The following is an 18,622-nucleotide window of genomic DNA, read 5'->3' on the forward strand; positions in this document are numbered from 1 at the left end:
GATCATCCTGTCTTTACGTGGGGTGGAAGCGATTTTTCGCCCTCGGCCTGCGCGTACCCGAGTGAACGCTCCAGATGCTATGGCCAGTCCAATAAGAAAGGCGCCCCGAGGGGCGCCTTTCTCATGACCGGGCGTCAGCTCAAGCCTGGGGCTTGGGCTGCTCGCCGTCTTCGGTCTTGGCCTGCTCGTCATCGACGGCAGGTTCCTGCGCTTCGCTCGGGGCTTCGACCTGGGCAGCCGGAGCGTCTTCGCGTTCGACGGGTTCGGCCGCCGGCTGCGCTTCAGTATCGCTCACTTCGGCGAGGTCGCTGGTCAGCGGCTCGGCGGGTTGCTGAACCAGTGCTTCGGCTTCGCTGACCGCAGGCGTGTCGAACAGTGGCGCCTGGCTCGGCTGTTCGCTGGCCTGGGCTTCGCCGGCCGCAGCGGCTTCACGCGCCTTGCGCTCGGCTTCGCGGCGACGACGACGCTCGCGCGGGTCGTTCGGTGCGCGGCCAACGTTGCGCTCGGCGGGCTGCTCGGTAGTCTCGGCAGGCTGCGGCACGGCGACCGGCTCGACCTGAACGACGACTTCGGCAGGCGCTTCGGTCGGTGCTGCGGGCTGCGGCTCGCTGATGCTCATCAGCTGGCTGCCCGGTTCGACGATTTCCACCGTGGCTTGCTGGGGCTCTGCCTGAACCGCCGGAGCGGCGACTTCGACGACTTCGGTCACTTCGACGCTGGCTGCGGCTTGCGGCTTCTCGTCTTCGACCTGGGCTTCCTCGAACGGCGAGGTCGGTTTGAACTCGACCGGTTCTTCGCTGGCTGCGACGGACTGCTCGCTCTGCACGGCGTCGGTGTTGCTGGCGAGCACCGCGCCGGCGACCGCTGCTGCGGCGACGGTTTCGGCGCTGACGGCAGGAGCCTGCTCGGCGTCTGCGCTCTCGACTTCACCGTCGAAGCCTTCCACGCCGGCTTCACGCTGACGCTCGCGACGATTGCTGCGACGACGCTGGCCACGCGAACGACGGCGCGGACGATCACCATCGGTCTGCTCGTCCTGACCTTCCTCGGCCTGGGTGAGCTCCGTGTTCAGCTCTTCTTCGACGACCTCGGGCGCTTCGTTGCGCGGTTTGCGCTCTTCACGCGGTGCACGTTCACGGCGAGCTTCCGGAGCCTGCTCCTGACGCTCGGCGCGCGGTGCGCGTTCCTCGGCGACGCGTTCTTCGCGCGAAGCACGTTCCTCGCGGGGCGCGCGTTCTTCACGGGGGGCACGTTCCTCGCGCGGGGCGCGTTCTTCGCGGGGCGCACGCTCTTCACGGGGCGCGCGCTCGTTGCGCGGCTTGCGCTCCTCGCGGTTGCCGCGCTCGCGGCGGTTTTCCTGGCCTTCACGGTTGCCGCGTTCTTCGCGCGGGGCGCGCTCTTCGCGGTTGCCACGCTCTTCGCGGGGCTTGCGCTCCTCGTCGGCGTTGCGGCGGTCACGACCATCGCGGCGGCGGTTTTGCTGGCGACCGTTGCGGCGCTGCTCGTCGCTACGTGCCGGGCGCTTGTCGTTGCTCGGCTCTGCAACCGGTGCGGGTTCGTCCTTGCTGCCGGCGAACAGGCTCACCAGCGATTTGACCAGACCCTTGAACAGGCTCGGTTCTGCGCTGGCGGCTGCGGCCAGCGGTGCCTGGGACGGGGCGGGCGCCGGCTCGGCGGCCGGAGCCGGGGCGGGACGGTCGTGGGAAATGGTTTTCACCGCCGCTTCCTGGCGTGCCAGGGTGCGGGTGGCGCTGACCGGCTGGACTTCCTCGTCCTCGCTGGCAGCCATTTCATAGCTCGACTGGCCGACGATGAGGTCCGGGCTGTCGTCGCGCAGGCGCTGCACTTCGAAGTGCGGGGTTTCCAGGTGGTCGTCCGGAAGGATGAAGATACGCGCACGGGTGCGCAGTTCGATCTTGGTGATCGCGTTGCGCTTCTCGTTGAGCAGGAAGGCGGCGACCTGGAAGGGCACGCGGGCGCGCACTTCGGCGGTGCGGTCCTTCAGGGCTTCTTCTTCGATCAGGCGCAGGATCGCCAGCGACAGGGATTCGACGTCGCGGATGATGCCCTGGCCGTTGCAACGGGGGCAGACGATGCCGCTGGTTTCACGCAGGGAAGGACGCAGGCGCTGGCGGGACATCTCCAGCAGGCCGAAGCGCGAGATGCGACCGACCTGCACGCGGGCGCGGTCGGCTTCCAGGGCTTCGCGGACCTTGTCCTCGACGGCGCGCTGGTTCTTCGCCGGCGTCATGTCGATGAAGTCGATGACGATCAGGCCGCCGATGTCACGCAGACGCAGTTGGCGGGCGATTTCCTCGGCCGCTTCCAGGTTGGTCTGCAGCGCGGTTTCCTCGATGTCGCCGCCCTTGGTGGCGCGCGCCGAGTTGATGTCGATGGACACCAGGGCTTCGGTCGGGTCGATGACGATGGAGCCGCCCGAGGGGAGCTTCACTTCGCGCTGGAAGGCGGTCTCGATCTGGCTCTCGATCTGGAAGCGGTTGAACAGCGGAACCGGGTCCTGGTAGAGCTTGATCTTGCTGGCGTACTGCGGCATCACCTGCTGGATGAAGGACAGGGCTTCTTCCTGGGCCTCGACGCTATCGATCAGCACTTCGCCGATGTCGTTGCGCAGGTAGTCGCGGATGGCGCGGATGATGACGTTGGATTCCTGGTAGATCAGGAACGGGGCCGGGTGGTCGCCGGAGGCGTCCTTGATGGCCTTCCACAGCTGCAGCAGGTAGTCCAGGTCCCACTGCAGCTCTTCGCTGGAGCGGCCCAGGCCTGCGGTGCGCACGATCAGGCCCATGTCGCCGGGGACGTCGAGGCCATTCAGCGCTTCGCGCAGTTCGTTGCGTTCTTCGCCTTCGATGCGGCGGGAGATGCCGCCAGCGCGAGGATTGTTGGGCATCAGCACCAGGTAACGGCCGGCGAGGCTGATGAAGGTGGTCAGGGCGGCGCCCTTGTTGCCACGTTCTTCCTTCTCGACCTGGACGATGACTTCCTGGCCTTCCTTGAGCACTTCCTTGATGTTCACACGGCCTTCGGGGGCCTTGGAGAAGTACTCGCGGGAGATTTCCTTGAGGGGCAGGAAGCCGTGGCGCTCGGCGCCGAAGTCGACGAACGCGGCTTCGAGGCTGGGTTCGACGCGGGTGATGCGGCCCTTGTAGATGTTCGACTTCTTCTGCTCGCGCGCCCCGGACTCGATGTCCAGGTCGTACAGGCGTTGGCCGTCGACCAATGCAACGCGCAACTCTTCGGGCTGAGTTGCGTTAATCAGCATTCTTTTCATGTGATACCGTTCGATTCTTCCGTTTGCTACGCAAACGGCGCGCGGCACACACGACTCTCCGGGTCTGTGTCGGGTGCGTCTCGACGGTGGCGTACCACCGCGGTGTCCAGCGAGGCCCCGCAACGAGGGCGGGGGAGTCGCGACCACATCTCCCACCGCTGCCCTGGGCAGCGGCTTTAATAATGCGGGAGGAGGAATCAGGCTCCGGGGCGGACGAAAATGAACCGTCTCGAATCAGCTGGCGCTACGCCTGCCGGGGCCTGTGCATCTCCACCCGTACACGTATCCAAGAAAATCGCGTGCCGCTCGCACATTTCGCAGCGGGTTGGCATTCATCGCGGCGTCCTTTGGGTGCGCCGCGCATGGCTGAAGGCGGATTCCGAGAACTCGCCACTGGGGCGGGCGATCAGGGGACGGCCTCTCGTCCGGATGACTTTTTCGCTTAAGACCGGCGCTTGCTGCTTCTGCCGGATCGGGCCACTTTTGGCGGCATTCGCGACTATAACAGCATTCAATAAGTGCTTCAATTGCATGAAAATTGCTAAGATGCGCGGCATGACCACCTCTCCTTCTCCTGCCGTCGCGGTGCAGTTCATCGAAGTCTCCGCGGACGTCGCCGGCCAGCGCATCGACAATTTTCTGCGAACCCAGCTCAAGGGCGCGCCCAAGACCCTCGTCTACCGCATTCTGCGCAAGGGCGAGGTGCGCGTGAACAAGGGGCGCATCAAGCCCGATTACCGGCTGCAGGCCGGCGATGTGGTGCGCGTGCCGCCGCTGCGCCTGGCCGAGCGAGACGAGCCTGTGCCGGTGGCGCAGGGCGTGCTGGAGCGCCTGGAGGCGGCGATCGTCCACGAGGACGCGGCGTTGATCGTGCTGAACAAGCCCGCTGGTATTGCCGTGCATGGCGGCAGCGGGGTGAATTTCGGGGTGATCGAAGCGCTGCGTCAGTTGCGTCCGGACGTGCCGGGCCTTGAGTTGGTGCATCGCCTGGATCGAGATACCTCCGGGCTGCTGATGATCGCCAAGAAGCGCAGCATGCTGCGTCATCTGCACGCGGCATTGCGGGGCGATGGCGTCGACAAGCGTTACTTCGCGCTGGTGCGCGGTAGCTGGCCGACGTCGAAGAAGAAGATCGCCGCACCCTTGCAGAAGAACAACCTGCGTTCCGGCGAGCGCATGGTCGAGGTGGGTGTGGATGGCAAGGAGGCGCTGACGCTGTTCAAGGTGGTGCGCCGCTTTGGCGAGTTCGCCACGTTGGTCGAGGCGAGCCCCGTCACCGGGCGTACCCATCAGATTCGCGTGCATGCCACCCATGCCGGCCACCCCATCGCCGGTGACCCCAAATACGGTGACGATGACTTCAGTCGCGAGATTCGTGAGCTGGGTGGCAAGCGCCTGTTCCTGCACGCCCATGCGCTGCGGGTGACCCTGCCCGACGACGGCGTGCTCGAACTCGAAGCGCCGGTCGACGAGATGTGGGCGAAGACCCTGGAGCGCCTGGGTGCCTGAGCGCCGCTATGACCTGTTGATCTTCGACTGGGACGGCACGCTGAGCGATTCGATCGCGCGCATCGTTGAGTCCATGCGTCACGCGGCGGCGCAGCTTGGCCTGACGCAGTGCGACGAGGCCGCGATTCGCGGCATCATCGGTCTCGGATTGCCCGAGGCTATCGCCACCTTGCACGAGGGGCTGGGCGAATCGGATATCGCGGAATTTCGAGCACACTACAGTGGTCACTATCTGCGCCTGGAGGCGCAGCCGTCACCGCTGTTTTCCGGGGTGCGCGAGGCACTGGCCGGGTTTCGCGAGCAAGGCTATCGCCTCGCGGTGGCGACCGGTAAGAGCCGTGCGGGACTGGATCGGGTACTGGCCGGGCATGCCTGGCTGGATTATTTCGATGTCAGTCGTTGTGCGGACGAGACTGCCAGTAAGCCGGACCCGCTGATGCTCAACGAGATTCTCGCTCACTGCGGTGTCGCGCCAGAGCGTGCGCTGATGATCGGTGATGCGGCGTTCGATCTGCAGATGGCGGCGCGCGCCGGCATGCATAGCGTGGCGGTTGGCTATGGTGCGCAGCCGCTGGAGTACCTGCGCGGTTTTGCGCCGACGCTGGCGGTGGAGTGTTTCGATCAGTTGGTCGAGTGGTTGGCTACGGATTCCAAAGACGAGAGGTGGGCATGAGCGACGAATGGAAAGCGCCCGAGGAAAAAGCCGAACAGAAGGCCGAGGCGCGCAACTGGAAATTGCTGGAGAAGGCTGTACTCGCCAGCGTGCAGGAGCAGCGACGCTCGCGGCGCTGGGGGATCTTCTTCAAGCTGCTGACGTTCATCTATCTGTTCCTGATGCTGGCGCTGTTCTCGCCCCTGCTCAAGTGGGGCGAGAACCGTGATGCCAGCGCATCGCATACGGCATTGATCGAGGTGCGTGGCACCATCGCCGACAAGCAGGAAGCGAGTGCCGACAACCTGATCGGGGCTCTGCGCGATGCTTTCGAGGATCCGGGCACCAAGGGCATCGTGTTGCGTATCAATAGTCCGGGAGGCAGTCCGGTACAGGCGGGCTACGTCTATGACGAAATCCGTCGGCTACGCGGCGAGCATCCGGCTATCAAGGTCTACGCGGTGATCAGCGACCTGGGGGCGTCCGGCGCCTATTACATCGCCTCGGCGGCGGATGAAATCTACGCCAACCAGTCCAGCCTGGTGGGTTCCATCGGTGTCACCGCGGCCAGCTTCGGCTTCGTCGGCACCATGGAGAAGCTGGGTGTGGAGCGGCGCGCCTATACCTCCGGCGAGCACAAGGCCTTCCTGGATCCCTTCCAGCCGGAGAAGCCGGATGAAACGGCCTATTGGGAGGGGGTGCTGCAGACGACCCATCGGCAGTTCATCGACGCGGTGAAGGCTGGGCGTGGTGATCGGCTGAAGGTCGAGGGGCACCCCGAACTGTTCTCCGGACTCGTCTGGTCCGGCGAGCAGGCCCTTGGCTTGGGGTTGATCGATGGCCTGGGGAGTGCCAGCTCTGTGGCGCGGGATAAAATCGGTGAGCCGGAGATCGAAGACTTCACTCACGAGGAAACGCCCTTCGATCGCTTCGCCAATCGTCTGGGGGCGAGTGCCGCGGCCCATCTGGCGACCTACCTGGGCTTCGAAGGGCCGCAGTTGCGCTGACTAAAGTCCTTAGGGCACCTGCAGCCCTTCGGCGAGCAGCATGTCTACCAGTCGGATCAGAGGCAGTCCAATCAGGCTGGTGGCATCGCTGCCTTCGGTGGTGCGGAACAGGCTCACGCCGAGGCCTTCGGATTTGAAGCTGCCGGCGCAATCCAGTGGGCGCTCTGCCTCGAGATAGCGGGCGATGCGCGCGTCATCCAGTTCGCGGAAGTGCACGGTGAAGGGCACGCTGTCGATCTGCACGCGGCCGCTGCTGGCATCGAGCAGCGCCAGGCCCGTGTGGAAAACCACCCGCTTGCCGCTGGCGGCGCGCAGTTGACCGGCTGCGCGTTCGAAGTCGTGCGGCTTGCCGAGGACCTGTCCTTCGAGTTCTGCGACCTGGTCTGAGCCAATGATCAGGTGCGCCGGGAATTCCCCGGCCAGGGCGCGAGCCTTCTGTTCGGCCAGACGGCGCACCAGTGCGACGGGTGACTCGCCGGGCAGGGCGCTTTCATCGATCTGTGGTGAGCGGCACTCGAACGGCAGGCGCAGGCGTGCGAGTAATTCACGGCGATAGGGCGAGCTGGAGGCGAGTAGCAGGGGGCGCATGCGTGGGTTTCGACCGGGTTGCTTATATAAAGGAAGGATTCTAGCCGCATGGCGGACGCGCTGGAATTTCCTTTGACAGCGCCGGGGCACATCCCTAGAATCTCGCGCCTATGTCGAATGGGCCTATTCCACCTCACGTTGATCCTCGCAAGCTGGCAGACCGCGGCGTAACCCTGCAAGGGGATATTCCGCTGGAGAGCCTGCCGCGTTTGCGTGCGCAACTGGCCGAAGATGGCGGAGCGGTACACGCCCTTCTGGAATTCGCCCGGGACGAACAGCGCGCTGCGGTGATACGCGGTGAACTGGACGTCGAGGTACGGATGATCTGCCAGCGTTGTCTGGAAGTCGTCAGCCTGCCGATCCATGGTGAATACGACTATGCCGTGGTGCGGGAAGAGAGTGCCGTGCAAGCGCAGCCCAAGGGCTACGATCTGCTGGAAGTGGGCGAAGAGCCTCTGGATCTGTTGGCGTTGGTGGAGGATGAGTTACTGCTCGCCCTGCCCATCGTCCCGGTCCATGAACACTGCCAGCACGAAGCGGCACTGGATGAGCCCGAACCGCCAGAGGACGAGGTAAAGCGGTCAAACCCGTTCAGCGTACTGGCCCAGTTGAAGCGTGACCCAAACGTTTAGGAGTTAATGAGTTATGGCTGTTCAGCAGAACAAAAAGTCCCGTTCCGCGCGTGACATGCGTCGTTCCCACGACGCCCTCGACGCCAACACCCTGTCCGTCGAGAAGAGCACCGGTGAAGTTCACCTGCGCCACCACGTCTCCCCGGAAGGTGTCTACCGTGGTCGCAAAGTGATCGACAAGGGCGCTGACGAGTAATCCTTGTCCGCTCCGATCATCGCGATCGACGCAATGGGCGGGGACTTCGGTCCCCGTTGCATTGTCCCGGCCTGCGTTCAATGCCTGGCCGATAACCCCTCGCTGCACCTGGTCCTCGTCGGCCAATCCCATCTCCTGGAACAGTTCATCGCGAGACACTCGGGTGTCGATCGCGCGCGTTTGCACGTCCAGCATGCCAGTGAGGTGATCTCGACCCACGATCGTCCTTCGGCGGCGCTGCGCGGCAAGCCCGACTCCTCCATGCGCGTGGCGTTGGAGCTGTTGCGTGATGGTCGCGTGCAGGCGTGCGTCAGCGCGGGTAACACCGGGGCCTTGATGGCGTTGTCGCGGCACCTGCTGAAGACGCTTCCGGGGATCGACCGGCCTGCGATGGTTTCGCCGATCCCTACCCGGCGCGGCGTCTGCCACCTGCTGGACCTGGGGGCCAACGTCGATTGCTCGGCGGAGAACCTGCACCAGTTCGCGGTGATGGGTGCGGTGGCGGCCGAAGTGCTGGGCGCGCGATGGCCACGAGTGGCGTTGCTTAACGTCGGCACCGAGGAGATCAAGGGCAACCAGCAGGTGAAGCTTGCGGCGAATTTGCTGCAGCGCACCCGCGGGCTCAACTATGTCGGCTACATCGAGGGCGACGGGTTGTTTCGGGGTGAGGCCGATGTGGTGGTCTGCGATGGTTTCGTCGGCAACATCCTGCTCAAGTCCAGCGAGGGGCTGATGGAATTGTTCGGCGAGCGCATCCGTCACCAGTTCGAAGGGGGCATTGCCGCACGCCTGGTCGGACTTGCCGCGTTGCCGCTGATGCGGCGGCTGCGTCAGGATCTTGCGCCGGCCCGCTACAATGGAGCCAGCTTGCTGGGTTTGCAGGGCATCGTGATCAAGAGTCACGGCAGCGCCAGGGCGGATGCCTTTCGCAATGCGATAGACAACGCACTGGCGGAAATTCGCGAGGATCTGCCGCGTCGGCTGCATGGGCGGCTGGAGCATATGCTGCCCTGAATCGCGCAGGGTGTGACCCGCGCTCGCCGAGCGCCATCCAATTTCGAATAGGTCGTCGGATCGTGACCCGTCGGCCATCAACAGAACAGATAAAAGGGGCTGGTCCATGTCCGTATCCTTCGCCTTCGTCTTTCCTGGCCAGGGCTCGCAGTCCATCGGCATGCTCGCCGAAATGGGCGACAAGCCGGCCGTTCGCGAGACTTTCGCCGAAGCCGCCGACGCCCTGGGCTACGATCTCTGGGCGGTGACCCAAGCCGGTCCCGAAGCGCAGCTCAACCGTACCGATTGCACCCAGCCGGCAATCCTCACCGCCTCGATCGCGCTGTGGCGCCTCTGGCAGGCCGAGGGCGGCGTTCTGCCAAGCCATGTCGCCGGTCACAGTCTGGGCGAGTATTCGGCGCTGGTCGCTGCCGGTTCGCTGGGTTTCGCCGACGCGGTGAAACTGGTCGAGCGCCGTGGTCAGCTGATGCAGGAGGCCGTCCCGGCCGGCGAGGGTGGCATGGCCGCCGTTCTCGGTCTGGAAGACGCCGATGTGCTGGCCGCGTGCGAAGAGGCTGCTCAGGGCGAGGTGGTCAGTGCGGTCAACTTCAATGCGCCGGGCCAGGTAGTGATCGCGGGTGCGGCTGCGGCCGTCGCTCGCGCGGTGGAGGCCTGCAAGGCGCGCGGCGCGAAGCGTGCGCTGCCGCTGCCGGTCAGCGTGCCCTCGCACTGCGCACTGATGCGTCCGGCTGCCGAGCGTTTCGCCGAAGCGGTCGAGGCGGTCGCCTGGCAGGCACCGAGCATCGCACTGGTGCAGAATGTCAGCGCGGAGGTTCCCGCGGACCTGGACGTGCTGCGTCGTGACCTGCTGGCACAGCTCTACAGCCCGGTACGCTGGGTCGAATCCATGCAGCGCCTGGCCGACCTGGGCATCACCGATCTGGTCGAGTGCGGCCCCGGCAAGGTGCTCAGTGGCCTGAACAAGCGCTGCGTCAAGGGCATCGGCACCCATAACCTCGATACTTCCGACGCCTTCGCGGCTGCCCGCGCCGCGTTGGTCTGAATCACTCCCTAGGAGACAACGACATGAGTCTGCAAGGCAAAGTGGCCCTGGTGACCGGCGCCAGCCGTGGCATCGGCCAGGCCATCGCCCTCGAACTCGGCCGCCAAGGCGCCGTGGTGATCGGTACCGCGACCTCTCCGGCCGGCGCCGAGCGCATCGCCGAGACCCTCAAGCAGCATGGCGTCGAAGGCGCCGGCCTGGTACTCGATGTGAAGAGCGACGAGTCGGTGGCGTCCACCCTCGAGCATATCCAGCAGCACCTGGGTCAGCCACTGATCCTGGTGAACAACGCCGGCATCACCCGCGACAACCTCATGCTGCGCATGAAGAGCGACGAGTGGTATGACGTGATCGACACCAACCTCAATAGCCTCTACCGTCTGTCCAAGTCCGTGCTGCGTGGCATGACCAAGGCTCGTTGGGGGCGCATCATCAACATCGGCTCGGTCGTCGGTGCGATGGGCAACGGCGGGCAGGTCAACTATGCTGCCGCCAAGGCCGGGCTGGAAGGGTTCGGTCGCGCGCTGGCGCGTGAAGTGGGCTCCCGGGGCATCACGGTCAACGCCGTGGCACCGGGTTTCATCGACACCGACATGACCCGAGAACTGCCCGAAGCCCAGCGCGATGCGCTGCTCGAGCAGATTCCGCTGGGTCGTTTGGGGCAGGCCGAAGAGATCGCGAAAGTCGTTGCGTTCCTGGCCTCGGATGCCGCTGCCTATGTCACCGGCGCCACTTTGCCGGTGAACGGTGGCATGTACATGTGAATTGCGTAGGCCAGGCGCGCCAAGCTGCCGCCTGGCTTTGGCTTGAAAAGCTGAAAAGGCTTTCTATACACTTACCGCCAGCCCAGCTGACGGGACTTTCCTACTAGGAGTGAACACAAGGTATGAGCACCATCGAAGAACGCGTCAAGAAAATCGTCGCTGAGCAACTCGGCGTCAAAGAAGATGAAGTGACCAACAGCGCTTCCTTCGTCGAGGATCTGGGCGCCGACTCGCTTGACACCGTCGAGCTGGTGATGGCTCTGGAGGAGGAGTTCGAGACCGAAATCCCCGACGAGCAGGCAGAGAAGATCACCACCGTTCAGGAAGCCATCGACTACATCAACGCGCACGCGCAGTGATCTAGTCGACGCGACTTCGGTCGGTCCAAGCCGCACTGCCTTCACGGGCGTGCGGCTTTTGTTTATACGGCTGGAGAAACCGCTCGTCCCCCGGGACGCCGGGGTTTCTCCAAACGGCCATGTTGGCACCCTACACTGTCGGGAACATGCCCGCTGCGTGGTGCGTAGGCCGTTGCAGCCTGTCCGGCGCCGGGAGCGCCATCAATAAGAGGAATTCGCTGTGTCGCGTAGACGCGTCGTGGTAACCGGGATGGGCATGCTGTCGCCCCTCGGGACCGATGTGCCGAGCAGCTGGCAGGGCATCCTGGACGGCCGGAGCGGTATCGCCCCGATCGAGCACATGGATCTGTCCGCTTTTTCGACCCGCTTTGGCGGCTCCGTACGTGGCTTCGAGGTGGAGCAGTACCTGCCAGCCAAGGAAGCGCGCAAGATCGACCAGTTCATCCAGTACGGCCTCGCCGCCAGTTTCCAGGCGATGCGCGACTCCGGACTGGAAGTGACGGACGCCAACCGGGAGCGCATCGGCGTGGCCATGGGCTCGGGCATCGGTGGCCTGACCAATATCGAGAACAACAGCAAGGCGCTGCTTGAGCAGGGACCGCGGCGTATTTCGCCGTTCTTCGTGCCGGGCTCGATCATCAACATGATCTCCGGCTTCCTGTCGATCCACCTGGGTCTGCAAGGGCCGAATTACGCCATCGCCACCGCCTGTACCACCGGTACGCACTGCATCGGCATGGCGGCACGCAACATCGCCTATGGCGAAGCCGACGTGATGGTCGCTGGTGGTTCGGAAATGGCCACCTGTGGACTGGGCATGGGCGGCTTCGGCTCGGCCCGCGCGCTGTCCACCCGCAACGACGAGCCGACCCGTGCCAGCCGTCCCTGGGACAAGGGGCGCGACGGCTTCGTACTGTCCGATGGTGCCGGCGCGCTGGTGCTCGAAGAGCTAGAACATGCCCGTGCCCGTGGCGCGCGCATCTACGCCGAGCTGGTGGGTTTCGGCATGAGTGGCGACGCCTACCATATGACCTCTCCGCCCGAGGATGGCGCCGGTGCGGCTCGCTGCATGGCCAACGCCCTGCGCGACGCCGGGATGAATCCGGAGCAGATCCAGTACATCAATGCCCACGGTACCTCCACGCCGGCGGGTGATATCGCCGAGGTGGCTGCGGTGAAGTCGGTGTTCGGTGCGCATGCACGGGAGCTGGCGGTCAGCTCGACCAAGTCGATGACTGGCCACCTGCTCGGCGCTGCGGGCGCGGTAGAGGCGATCTTCAGCATTCTCGCCCTGCGTGACCAGGTGGCCCCGCCGACCATCAACCTGGAAGAGCCCAGCGAAGGTTGCGATCTGGACTTCGTACCCCACGAGGCACGCCCCATGCAGCTGGACGCGGTGCTGTCCAACTCGTTCGGCTTCGGGGGCACCAACGGCTCGCTGGTGTTCCGGCGTTTCGTCGGCTGATGCCCGACTGGCTCGATGGGCGTCCGGCCTCGGCCGTTGCCCTGCGCGACCGAGGGCTGGCCTACGGCGATGGGTTGTTCGAGACCCTCGCCGTGCGCCAGGGCCGGCCGCGCCTGCTCGAACGCCATCTGGCGCGCCTTGCCGAGGGTTGCCAACGCCTCGGCATGGTGTGCGACGAACGACTGCTGCGTGACGAACTGCTGGCCTTCAGCGCCGAGCTGGGGGAGGGCGTCGCCAAGCTGATTCTCACCCGCGGCGATGGTCTGCGCGGCTACGCACCGCCCATCCAGCCCGCGCGCCGGCTGCTGCTGGGCTCGCCGGTCCCCGCCTATCCGCCAGAGCATCGCGACGGCATTCGCCTGTTCGACTGCCAGTTGCGCCTGGCCGAACAGCCGGCGTTGGCCGGCCTCAAGCATCTCAATCGCCTGGAACAGGTGCTCGCGCGTCAGGAATGGCAGGATCCTGCCTATGCCGAAGGCCTGTTGCTCGACAGCGCCGGGCGCGTCGTCGAGTGCGTGTTCAGCAACCTCTTCGCGGTCATCGAGGGTGTCTTGATTACGCCTTCCCTGGAACGCTGCGGCGTCGCTGGAGTGATGCGCGCCGAGTTGCTCGAACGTGCCCAGAGGCTGGGGCTACGGGGCTGCGTGAGTGACCTGTCAGTCGACCAGTTGCTCGCCGCGCAGGAGGTGTTCTGCTGCAACAGCCAGTATGGCATCTGGCCGGTGCTCGCCTGGCGGGACGGCCGCTGGCCGGTCGGCGCGCTGACCCGTAAACTGCAGCACTCGATTCGCCCGCTGCTGGATGCCTGAGCTTTGATACGTCGCCTGCTGTTGTTTCTCCTGTCTCTCGTACTGCTGGCCTTGCTCACCCTGGGCGCGGCTGCCTGGCTGCAGCAGCGGGCGCTGAACCAGCCGTTGCAACTGGACGCCGAGCGTCTGCTGGACGTGCCGGCGGGCTCGACGCCCAGTGGCCTGCTCAAGCACCTGGAGGACGACGGCACCCTGCATGGCTCGCTCTGGTTGCGGCTGTACTGGCGCTTCAATCTGGTCGACGCGACGCTGCACAGTGGCGAGTATCGGCTGACGCCGGGCATGTCGGCGCGGGAAATGCTCGAGCTCTGGCAGCGTGGCGACGTCGTGCAGTACAGCCTGACGCTGGTCGAGGGCTGGAACATCCACCAGGTCCGCGCGGCCCTGGCGGGGCAGGCGAAGCTCGAACAGACCCTGGCTGGGGTGGACGATGCAGAGCTGATGCGCCGCGTCGGCGAGCCCGACATGCACCCGGAAGGACGCTTCTTTCCCGACACCTATCGCTACGTGCGGGGTACCCGCGATATCGACTTGTTGCGTCAGGCTAACCAGCGCCTGCGTACGGTGCTCGACGAGGAGTGGGCTCAGCGCGCCGACGACCTGCCCTACGAGACGCCCTACCAGGCGCTGATCATGGCCTCCTTGATCGAAAAGGAAACCGGCGTGCCGCAGGAGCGCGGACAGATCGCCGGCGTGTTCGTCCGGCGCCTGGCCAAGGGCATGCTGCTGCAGACCGATCCCACGGTGATCTACGGCATGGGCGAGCGTTACCAGGGGCGTATTCGTCGCAGCGACCTGCGCGAGGCGACCCCCTACAACACCTATGTCATCAGTGGACTGCCGCCGACGCCGATCGCCATGGTCGGGCGCGAGGCGATCCACGCCGCGTTGCACCCGGTGGACGGCGACGCGCTGTACTTCGTGGCGCGTGGCGACGGTACCCACGTCTTTTCCGACGACTTGCAGTCGCACAACCGCGCGGTGCGCGAGTACCAGCTCAAGCGGCGGGCGGACTACCGCTCCAGTCCGGCGCCCGCGCAGACCCCCGAGGAGGCCCAGTGAGCGGCTTGTTCATTACCCTGGAAGGCCCCGAGGGCGCCGGCAAGAGCACCAATCGCGATTACCTCGCCGAGTGCTTCGGCGCGCGCGGCATCAAGGTCCTGCTGACCCGCGAGCCGGGCGGCACGCCCCTCGCCGAGCGAATCCGCGAACTCCTGCTGACCCCCGCCGAGGAGCCGATGGCCGTGGATACCGAGTTGCTACTGGTGTTCGCCGCACGCGCCCAGCACTTGGCGCAGGTGGTGCGACCGGCCCTGCAGCGGGGCTGCGTGGTGCTCTGCGACCGCTTCACCGATGCCACCTACGCATACCAGGGTGCAGGCCGTGGGCTGCCGGCTGAGCGCATTGCCCAACTCGAGACCTTCGTGCAGGGCGAGTTGCGCCCTGACCTGACCCTGTTGTTCGACCTGCCGGTGGAAGTCGGCCTGGCCCGCGCCAGTGCGCGAGGCCGCCTGGATCGCTTCGAGCGCGAAGGCCACACCTTCTTCGAAGCGGTGCGCCAGGGCTATCTGCAGCGCGCTAGGCAGGACCCACCGCGTTATCGGCGCATCGACGCCGGACTTTCCCTGGAGCAGGTGCGCGCACAGCTGGACCAGCTGTTGCCGGAGTTACTGGAGCGCGCCAGTGGTTGAGCGCTATCCCTGGCAGGACGAACTCTGGCGCCAGTTGGCGGGCCGCCAGCGGCATGCGCATGCCTATCTACTGCATGGCCCGGAGGGTATCGGCAAGCGTGATTTGGCCGAACGCCTGATGGCTCGCCTGTTGTGTCAGTCACCCCAGGACGATGAGCCCTGTGGCCACTGCAAGGCCTGCCAATTGCTCGCCGCCGGCAGTCACCCGGATGCCAAGCGCCTGTTGCCCGAGGAGCCGGACAAGCCGATTCGCGTCGACCAGGTGCGCGAATTGGTGGATTTCGTCTCGCAGACCGCGCAGCTCGCCGGACGCAAGGTGGTGTTGCTGGAGCCGGCCGAGGCGATGAACCTGAATGCCGCCAACGCGCTGTTGAAAAGCCTCGAGGAGCCCGCCGGTGACACCGTGCTGCTGCTCCTGAGCGATCGTCCCAGTCGCCTGCTGCCGACCATCCGTAGCCGTTGCGTGCAGCAGGCCTGCCCGCTACCGAATGCCGAACAGAGCCTGGCCTGGCTGCAGGCGGCGCTGCCGGGGGAATCTCCGCAGACCCTGGATACCTTGCTCGTCCTGGCCGCCGGCTCGCCACTGCGCGCACGGCGCCTGCACGAACAGGGCGTGCTGGATGCGCGTGCACAGGTGGTCGAGGGCATCAAGCAGCTGTTGAAGAACCAGGCTTCGCCCAGCCAACTGGCCGATCGCTGGAGCGCGGTGCCACTGCTGCTGCTGTTCGACTGGTTCGTCGACTGGTCCCAGGTATTGTTGCGCTACCAGATGACGCAGGACGAAGCGGAACTGGGCCTCGAAGACATGCGCAAGGTGCTCCAGTACCTGGCCGGAAAGACCGCCGGGCCGCGCCTGCTGGCAACCCAGGACTGGTTGCTGGAGCAGCGTCAGAAGGTGCTGGGCAAGGCCAACCTGAACCGCACGCTGTTGCTCGAGGCATTGCTGGCGCGGTGGGCAAGCCTGGCCCGCGGGGGCTAGAATGCGGCCCTGAGCCCTCGCTGGACATTGCCATGAGTCTGCCGCCGAACCCGCGTAACGGAATCCTCTCGCTGACCATCAAGGACAAGTCGGTCCTTTATGCCGCCTACATGCCCTTCGTGCGCAATGGCGGGCTGTTCATTCCGACGGGCAAGCAGTACAAGCTGGGCGACGAAGTATTCATGCTCCTCAACCTGATGGATGAGCCGGAAAAGATCCCGGTGGCTGGCAAGGTCGTCTGGATCACCCCCAAGGGGGCCCAGGGCAACCGCGCCGCCGGCGTCGGCGTGCAGTTCAACGACGGTGACGACACCGCCCGCGGCAAGATCGAGACCTATCTCGCCGGCGCGCTGAAGTCCGATCGCCCCACCCATACCCTGTAATCCGCGCGGCCACTGCGCCGCCGCATCAGAAAGCCACGGGCGACAGGCCAGTGTCGCAACACTAGGGCCGCGACCCGTGGCATGGACCGTGCCATGCTCATCGATTCCCACTGTCACCTCGATCGCCTCGATCTCTCGATCCACGGTGGTTCCCTGGATGCCGCCCTGGCGGCTGCGCGAGAGCGCGGTGTCGGGCATTTTCTCTGCATTGGCGTCTCCGCCGACAACGCGGCGGCCGTGCGCGAACTGGCGGCGCGCTATGCGGACGTCGACTGTTCGGTGGGCGTACACCCGCTGGACCTGGATGCGGGGATACCCGCGCTCGACTGGTTGCTCGATGAACTACGCCAGCCGGGCGTGGTGGCCATCGGTGAAACCGGCCTGGACTACCACTACGAACCCGAGGCTGCGGAACTGCAGCAGCGTTCCTTCGCCCTGCATCTGCAGGCCGCGCAGATCACCGGACAGCCGGTGATCGTGCATACCCGCGCCGCGCGCGAGGACACCCTGCGTCTGCTGCGCGAGGCGGCGCTACCCCAGGCCGGCGTCCTGCATTGTTTCACCGAAGACTGGGAGATGGCCCGCGCCGCTCTGGACCTCGGCTTCTACATCTCGCTGTCGGGAATCGTCACCTTCCGCAACGCCGAGGCGCTACGCGAGGTCGCCCGCCAGGTACCGGCCGATCGGCTGCTGGTGGAGACGGACTCGCCTTACCTGGCGCCGATTCCCCATCGCGGCAAGCCGAACCTGCCGCAGTACGTCCGCGACGTCGCGGAGTTTCTCGCCCAGTTGCGTGGCGTGCCCTACGAAACGCTGGCTCGGCAGACGTCGGAAAACTTCCAACGGCTGTTCCCGCTCGCACGGGTGGCCACCCAGGCCTCCCATTGAGTCGCACCGCGGCACTTTTAACCCGAGCATAAAAAACCCGGGCAGGGGGGCCCGGGCAAGGTCTTCCAAGGAGGCAGCGTCATATCTGCCCCGACCGCCGCGTCCGGGGGAGAACCACAGCGGTCGACTTGAGTATGGTCGAGCTTGCCGCCGGGCTCAGACGGATTTGGAATAGACGCGCTGGGGTTGATTCACTTGGCGGCGAGCCGGGCCACGCAGCTCAGCGCCTGTTCCAGCACGGCGGTCGGTGTATAGAAGTGCGGCGAGAAACGCACGCCGGCGCCACGTTGGGCGCACACCACCTGCGCCTTCATCAGTTGTGCATGCAGCTCGACGTTGTCCTTTCTGGCCACACTGAAGGTGACGATGCCGGCACGCCGCTGCGGGTCGCGCGGGCTGTGCAGGGTCAGTCCGGAAATCGCGGAAAGATGCTCCTGCAGCCACTGCACCCGATCAGCGAGGGCCAGTTCGACGGCCGGCATGCCGACCTCTTCGAGCAGCGACAGGCTGGCGTCCAGCGCCACCGCCGCGAGCATGTTCGGACTGCCGCACTCGAAGCGCCGGGCGCTGCGCGCGGGTTGCCAGCTCGTGCGGCTGTAGTCGCCCGGGGCGTCGAGCATGTGCCAGCCGTACTCGTGCAGGGTCAGGGCCTCGCGCAGGTCGCTGCGGCAGTAGAACACTCCCAGGCCCTCCGGGCCGAGCATCCATTTGTGTCCGTCGGCCATGGCGAAGGCGCAGTCGCAGGCCTGCACGTCGAAGGGCAGGGCGCCCAGCTGTTGGATGGCGTCGACGCACAGCAGTACCCCGCGTTGCCGGCAGCCACTGCCCAGGCGTGGCAGGTCGAGGCGCAGCCCGCTGGCGTACTGCACCGCACTGATCGCCATCAGCCGGGTACGTGGGGTGCAGGCGGCGAGCAGGTTGGCTTCCGGGTCGCCCGCCAGGTTCACTTGCCTTACCTGGACGCCGTAGCGCTCCAAGGCCTCCCAGACGACGCGGTTGGAGGGAAATTCCTCGTCGCTGATGATTACCTCGTCACCTTGCCGCCAGTCCAGGCCGAAAGCGACGAACGACAGGGCCTCGGAGGTGTTCTTCACCAGGGCCAGGTCTGGCGCGGCGGCATTGAGCAGGCGAGCCAGGCGTTGGCGTAGGCGTTGCTCGGTTTCCAGCCAGTCCGGGTAGTCCCGGGCGCCTACGCTGACGTTCTGCTCGGCAAATGCGGCGACGGCCAGCTGCGCGCGTTTGGGCCAGGGGGCGACCGCGGCATGGTTGAGGTAGCTCAGTCCGGCTGCCTGGGGGAACTCGTCCTGGAATGAATACATCGATCGACTCCGTGCATTTCGCGACTGAATAGGCAT

Annotated in this window: 20 protein-coding genes; 16 read left to right on the plus strand and 4 right to left on the minus strand. The window is 65.6% G+C overall.

What is annotated here, in order from left to right; translation table 11 throughout:
• Positions 1–139: 139 nt before the first annotated feature.
• Both rne and ACYRGX_RS09670 read right to left on the minus strand, forming a co-directional pair.
• On the minus strand, positions 140–3,289 hold the full coding sequence (gene rne / locus ACYRGX_RS09665) for a ribonuclease E (protein WP_473056346.1): 3,150 nt from the start codon (positions 3,287–3,289) through the stop codon (positions 140–142).
• Positions 3,290–3,621: 332 nt separating this feature from the next.
• The gene (locus ACYRGX_RS09670) at positions 3,622–3,846 is read right to left on the minus strand and encodes a hypothetical protein (protein WP_473056347.1); all 225 of its coding nucleotides are present in this window, start codon (positions 3,844–3,846) and stop codon (positions 3,622–3,624) included.
• Between ACYRGX_RS09670 and rluC the strand changes: the two genes are divergently transcribed.
• From rluC to ACYRGX_RS09685, 3 genes are read left to right on the plus strand one after another with little or no spacing between them, the layout of a single operon-like run.
• On the plus strand, positions 3,845–4,798 hold the full coding sequence (gene rluC, locus ACYRGX_RS09675; protein WP_473056348.1) for a 23S rRNA pseudouridine(955/2504/2580) synthase RluC: 954 nt from the start codon (positions 3,845–3,847) through the stop codon (positions 4,796–4,798). The two genes, ACYRGX_RS09670 and rluC, sit on opposite strands and share 2 nt — an antisense overlap.
• Positions 4,791–5,471 carry an HAD-IA family hydrolase gene (locus ACYRGX_RS09680; RefSeq protein ID WP_473056349.1) on the plus strand — a complete coding sequence of 227 codons (681 nt, stop codon included), beginning with the start codon at positions 4,791–4,793 and terminating at the stop codon, positions 5,469–5,471. The genes rluC and ACYRGX_RS09680 overlap by 8 nt, the downstream gene beginning before the upstream one ends.
• Positions 5,468–6,457, plus strand: coding sequence for a S49 family peptidase (locus ACYRGX_RS09685; RefSeq protein ID WP_473056350.1), 990 nt, complete (start codon positions 5,468–5,470; stop codon positions 6,455–6,457). Before ACYRGX_RS09680 ends, ACYRGX_RS09685 begins: the two co-directional genes overlap by 4 nt.
• Before the next feature lie 9 nt (positions 6,458–6,466).
• On the opposite strand, the gene ACYRGX_RS09690 is transcribed toward ACYRGX_RS09685, so the two are convergent.
• Positions 6,467–7,045: a Maf family protein gene (locus tag ACYRGX_RS09690; RefSeq protein WP_473056351.1), complete on the minus strand. Its 579-nt coding sequence runs from the start codon at positions 7,043–7,045 to the stop codon at positions 6,467–6,469.
• A gap of 110 nt (positions 7,046–7,155) precedes the next feature.
• On the opposite strand from ACYRGX_RS09690, the gene ACYRGX_RS09695 reads away from it, so the two are divergent.
• From ACYRGX_RS09695 to ACYRGX_RS09755, 13 genes are all read left to right on the plus strand, one after another.
• Complete coding sequence (locus ACYRGX_RS09695) at positions 7,156–7,677, plus strand: YceD family protein (protein WP_473056352.1); 522 nt, start codon at positions 7,156–7,158, stop codon at positions 7,675–7,677.
• A gap of 13 nt (positions 7,678–7,690) precedes the next feature.
• The gene (gene rpmF, locus ACYRGX_RS09700; protein WP_268178572.1) at positions 7,691–7,873 is read left to right on the plus strand and encodes a 50S ribosomal protein L32; all 183 of its coding nucleotides are present in this window, start codon (positions 7,691–7,693) and stop codon (positions 7,871–7,873) included.
• A 3-nt stretch (positions 7,874–7,876) separates the two neighbouring features.
• Positions 7,877–8,887: a phosphate acyltransferase PlsX gene (gene plsX / locus ACYRGX_RS09705; RefSeq protein ID WP_473056353.1), complete on the plus strand. Its 1,011-nt coding sequence runs from the start codon at positions 7,877–7,879 to the stop codon at positions 8,885–8,887.
• A 106-nt stretch (positions 8,888–8,993) separates the two neighbouring features.
• Positions 8,994–9,929, plus strand: coding sequence for an ACP S-malonyltransferase (gene fabD / locus ACYRGX_RS09710; RefSeq protein ID WP_473056354.1), 936 nt, complete (start codon positions 8,994–8,996; stop codon positions 9,927–9,929).
• 23 nt (positions 9,930–9,952) lie between these two features.
• Complete coding sequence (gene fabG / locus ACYRGX_RS09715; RefSeq protein ID WP_473056355.1) at positions 9,953–10,693, plus strand: 3-oxoacyl-ACP reductase FabG; 741 nt, start codon at positions 9,953–9,955, stop codon at positions 10,691–10,693.
• Positions 10,694–10,815: 122 nt separating this feature from the next.
• Positions 10,816–11,052 carry an acyl carrier protein gene (acpP, locus tag ACYRGX_RS09720; protein WP_016493661.1) on the plus strand — a complete coding sequence of 79 codons (237 nt, stop codon included), beginning with the start codon at positions 10,816–10,818 and terminating at the stop codon, positions 11,050–11,052.
• Positions 11,053–11,272: 220 nt separating this feature from the next.
• Complete coding sequence (gene fabF / locus ACYRGX_RS09725) at positions 11,273–12,517, plus strand: beta-ketoacyl-ACP synthase II (RefSeq protein ID WP_473056356.1); 1,245 nt, start codon at positions 11,273–11,275, stop codon at positions 12,515–12,517.
• Positions 12,517–13,326 (plus strand): aminodeoxychorismate lyase, encoded by an 810-nt coding sequence (pabC, locus tag ACYRGX_RS09730; protein ID WP_473056357.1) that lies wholly within the window; start codon positions 12,517–12,519, stop codon positions 13,324–13,326. Before fabF ends, pabC begins: the two co-directional genes overlap by 1 nt.
• Before the next feature lie 3 nt (positions 13,327–13,329).
• Positions 13,330–14,388, plus strand: a complete 1,059-nt coding sequence (mltG, locus tag ACYRGX_RS09735) for an endolytic transglycosylase MltG (protein ID WP_473056358.1) — start codon at positions 13,330–13,332, stop codon at positions 14,386–14,388.
• Positions 14,385–15,017 (plus strand): dTMP kinase, encoded by a 633-nt coding sequence (gene tmk, locus ACYRGX_RS09740; protein ID WP_473056359.1) that lies wholly within the window; start codon positions 14,385–14,387, stop codon positions 15,015–15,017. The genes mltG and tmk overlap by 4 nt, the downstream gene beginning before the upstream one ends.
• Positions 15,010–15,996 carry a DNA polymerase III subunit delta' gene (locus ACYRGX_RS09745; RefSeq protein ID WP_473056360.1) on the plus strand — a complete coding sequence of 329 codons (987 nt, stop codon included), beginning with the start codon at positions 15,010–15,012 and terminating at the stop codon, positions 15,994–15,996. Before tmk ends, ACYRGX_RS09745 begins: the two co-directional genes overlap by 8 nt.
• A gap of 32 nt (positions 15,997–16,028) precedes the next feature.
• Positions 16,029–16,379, plus strand: coding sequence for a PilZ domain-containing protein (locus ACYRGX_RS09750; RefSeq protein WP_473056361.1), 351 nt, complete (start codon positions 16,029–16,031; stop codon positions 16,377–16,379).
• A 93-nt stretch (positions 16,380–16,472) separates the two neighbouring features.
• Positions 16,473–17,267, plus strand: a complete 795-nt coding sequence (locus ACYRGX_RS09755; RefSeq protein WP_473056362.1) for a TatD family hydrolase — start codon at positions 16,473–16,475, stop codon at positions 17,265–17,267.
• Positions 17,268–17,458: 191 nt separating this feature from the next.
• On the opposite strand, the gene ACYRGX_RS09760 is transcribed toward ACYRGX_RS09755, so the two are convergent.
• Positions 17,459–18,586, minus strand: coding sequence for an aminotransferase class V-fold PLP-dependent enzyme (locus ACYRGX_RS09760; RefSeq protein ID WP_473056363.1), 1,128 nt, complete (start codon positions 18,584–18,586; stop codon positions 17,459–17,461).
• Positions 18,587–18,622: the final 36 nt, after the last annotated feature.

This window comes from Pseudomonas sp. R4-15 (assembly GCF_055768815.1).

Excerpts from the sequence above, each read along its gene's own strand:
- rne (WP_473056346.1), bottom strand. The coding sequence starts at position 3,289 with ATGAAAAGAATGCTGATTAACGCAACTCAGCCCGAAGAGTTGCGCGTT.
- rluC (WP_473056348.1), top strand. The coding sequence starts at position 3,845 with ATGACCACCTCTCCTTCTCCTGCCGTCGCGGTGCAGTTCATCGAAGTC.
- ACYRGX_RS09670 (WP_473056347.1), bottom strand. The coding sequence starts at position 3,846 with ATGCCGCGCATCTTAGCAATTTTCATGCAATTGAAGCACTTATTGAAT.
- ACYRGX_RS09685 (WP_473056350.1), top strand. The coding sequence starts at position 5,468 with ATGAGCGACGAATGGAAAGCGCCCGAGGAAAAAGCCGAACAGAAGGCC.
- ACYRGX_RS09690 (WP_473056351.1), bottom strand. The coding sequence starts at position 7,045 with ATGCGCCCCCTGCTACTCGCCTCCAGCTCGCCCTATCGCCGTGAATTA.
- ACYRGX_RS09695 (WP_473056352.1), top strand. The coding sequence starts at position 7,156 with ATGTCGAATGGGCCTATTCCACCTCACGTTGATCCTCGCAAGCTGGCA.
- rpmF (WP_268178572.1), top strand. The coding sequence starts at position 7,691 with ATGGCTGTTCAGCAGAACAAAAAGTCCCGTTCCGCGCGTGACATGCGT.
- fabD (WP_473056354.1), top strand. The coding sequence starts at position 8,994 with ATGTCCGTATCCTTCGCCTTCGTCTTTCCTGGCCAGGGCTCGCAGTCC.
- fabG (WP_473056355.1), top strand. The coding sequence starts at position 9,953 with ATGAGTCTGCAAGGCAAAGTGGCCCTGGTGACCGGCGCCAGCCGTGGC.
- acpP (WP_016493661.1), top strand. The coding sequence starts at position 10,816 with ATGAGCACCATCGAAGAACGCGTCAAGAAAATCGTCGCTGAGCAACTC.
- pabC (WP_473056357.1), top strand. The coding sequence starts at position 12,517 with ATGCCCGACTGGCTCGATGGGCGTCCGGCCTCGGCCGTTGCCCTGCGC.
- ACYRGX_RS09750 (WP_473056361.1), top strand. The coding sequence starts at position 16,029 with ATGAGTCTGCCGCCGAACCCGCGTAACGGAATCCTCTCGCTGACCATC.
- ACYRGX_RS09755 (WP_473056362.1), top strand. The coding sequence starts at position 16,473 with ATGCTCATCGATTCCCACTGTCACCTCGATCGCCTCGATCTCTCGATC.
- ACYRGX_RS09760 (WP_473056363.1), bottom strand. The coding sequence starts at position 18,586 with ATGTATTCATTCCAGGACGAGTTCCCCCAGGCAGCCGGACTGAGCTAC.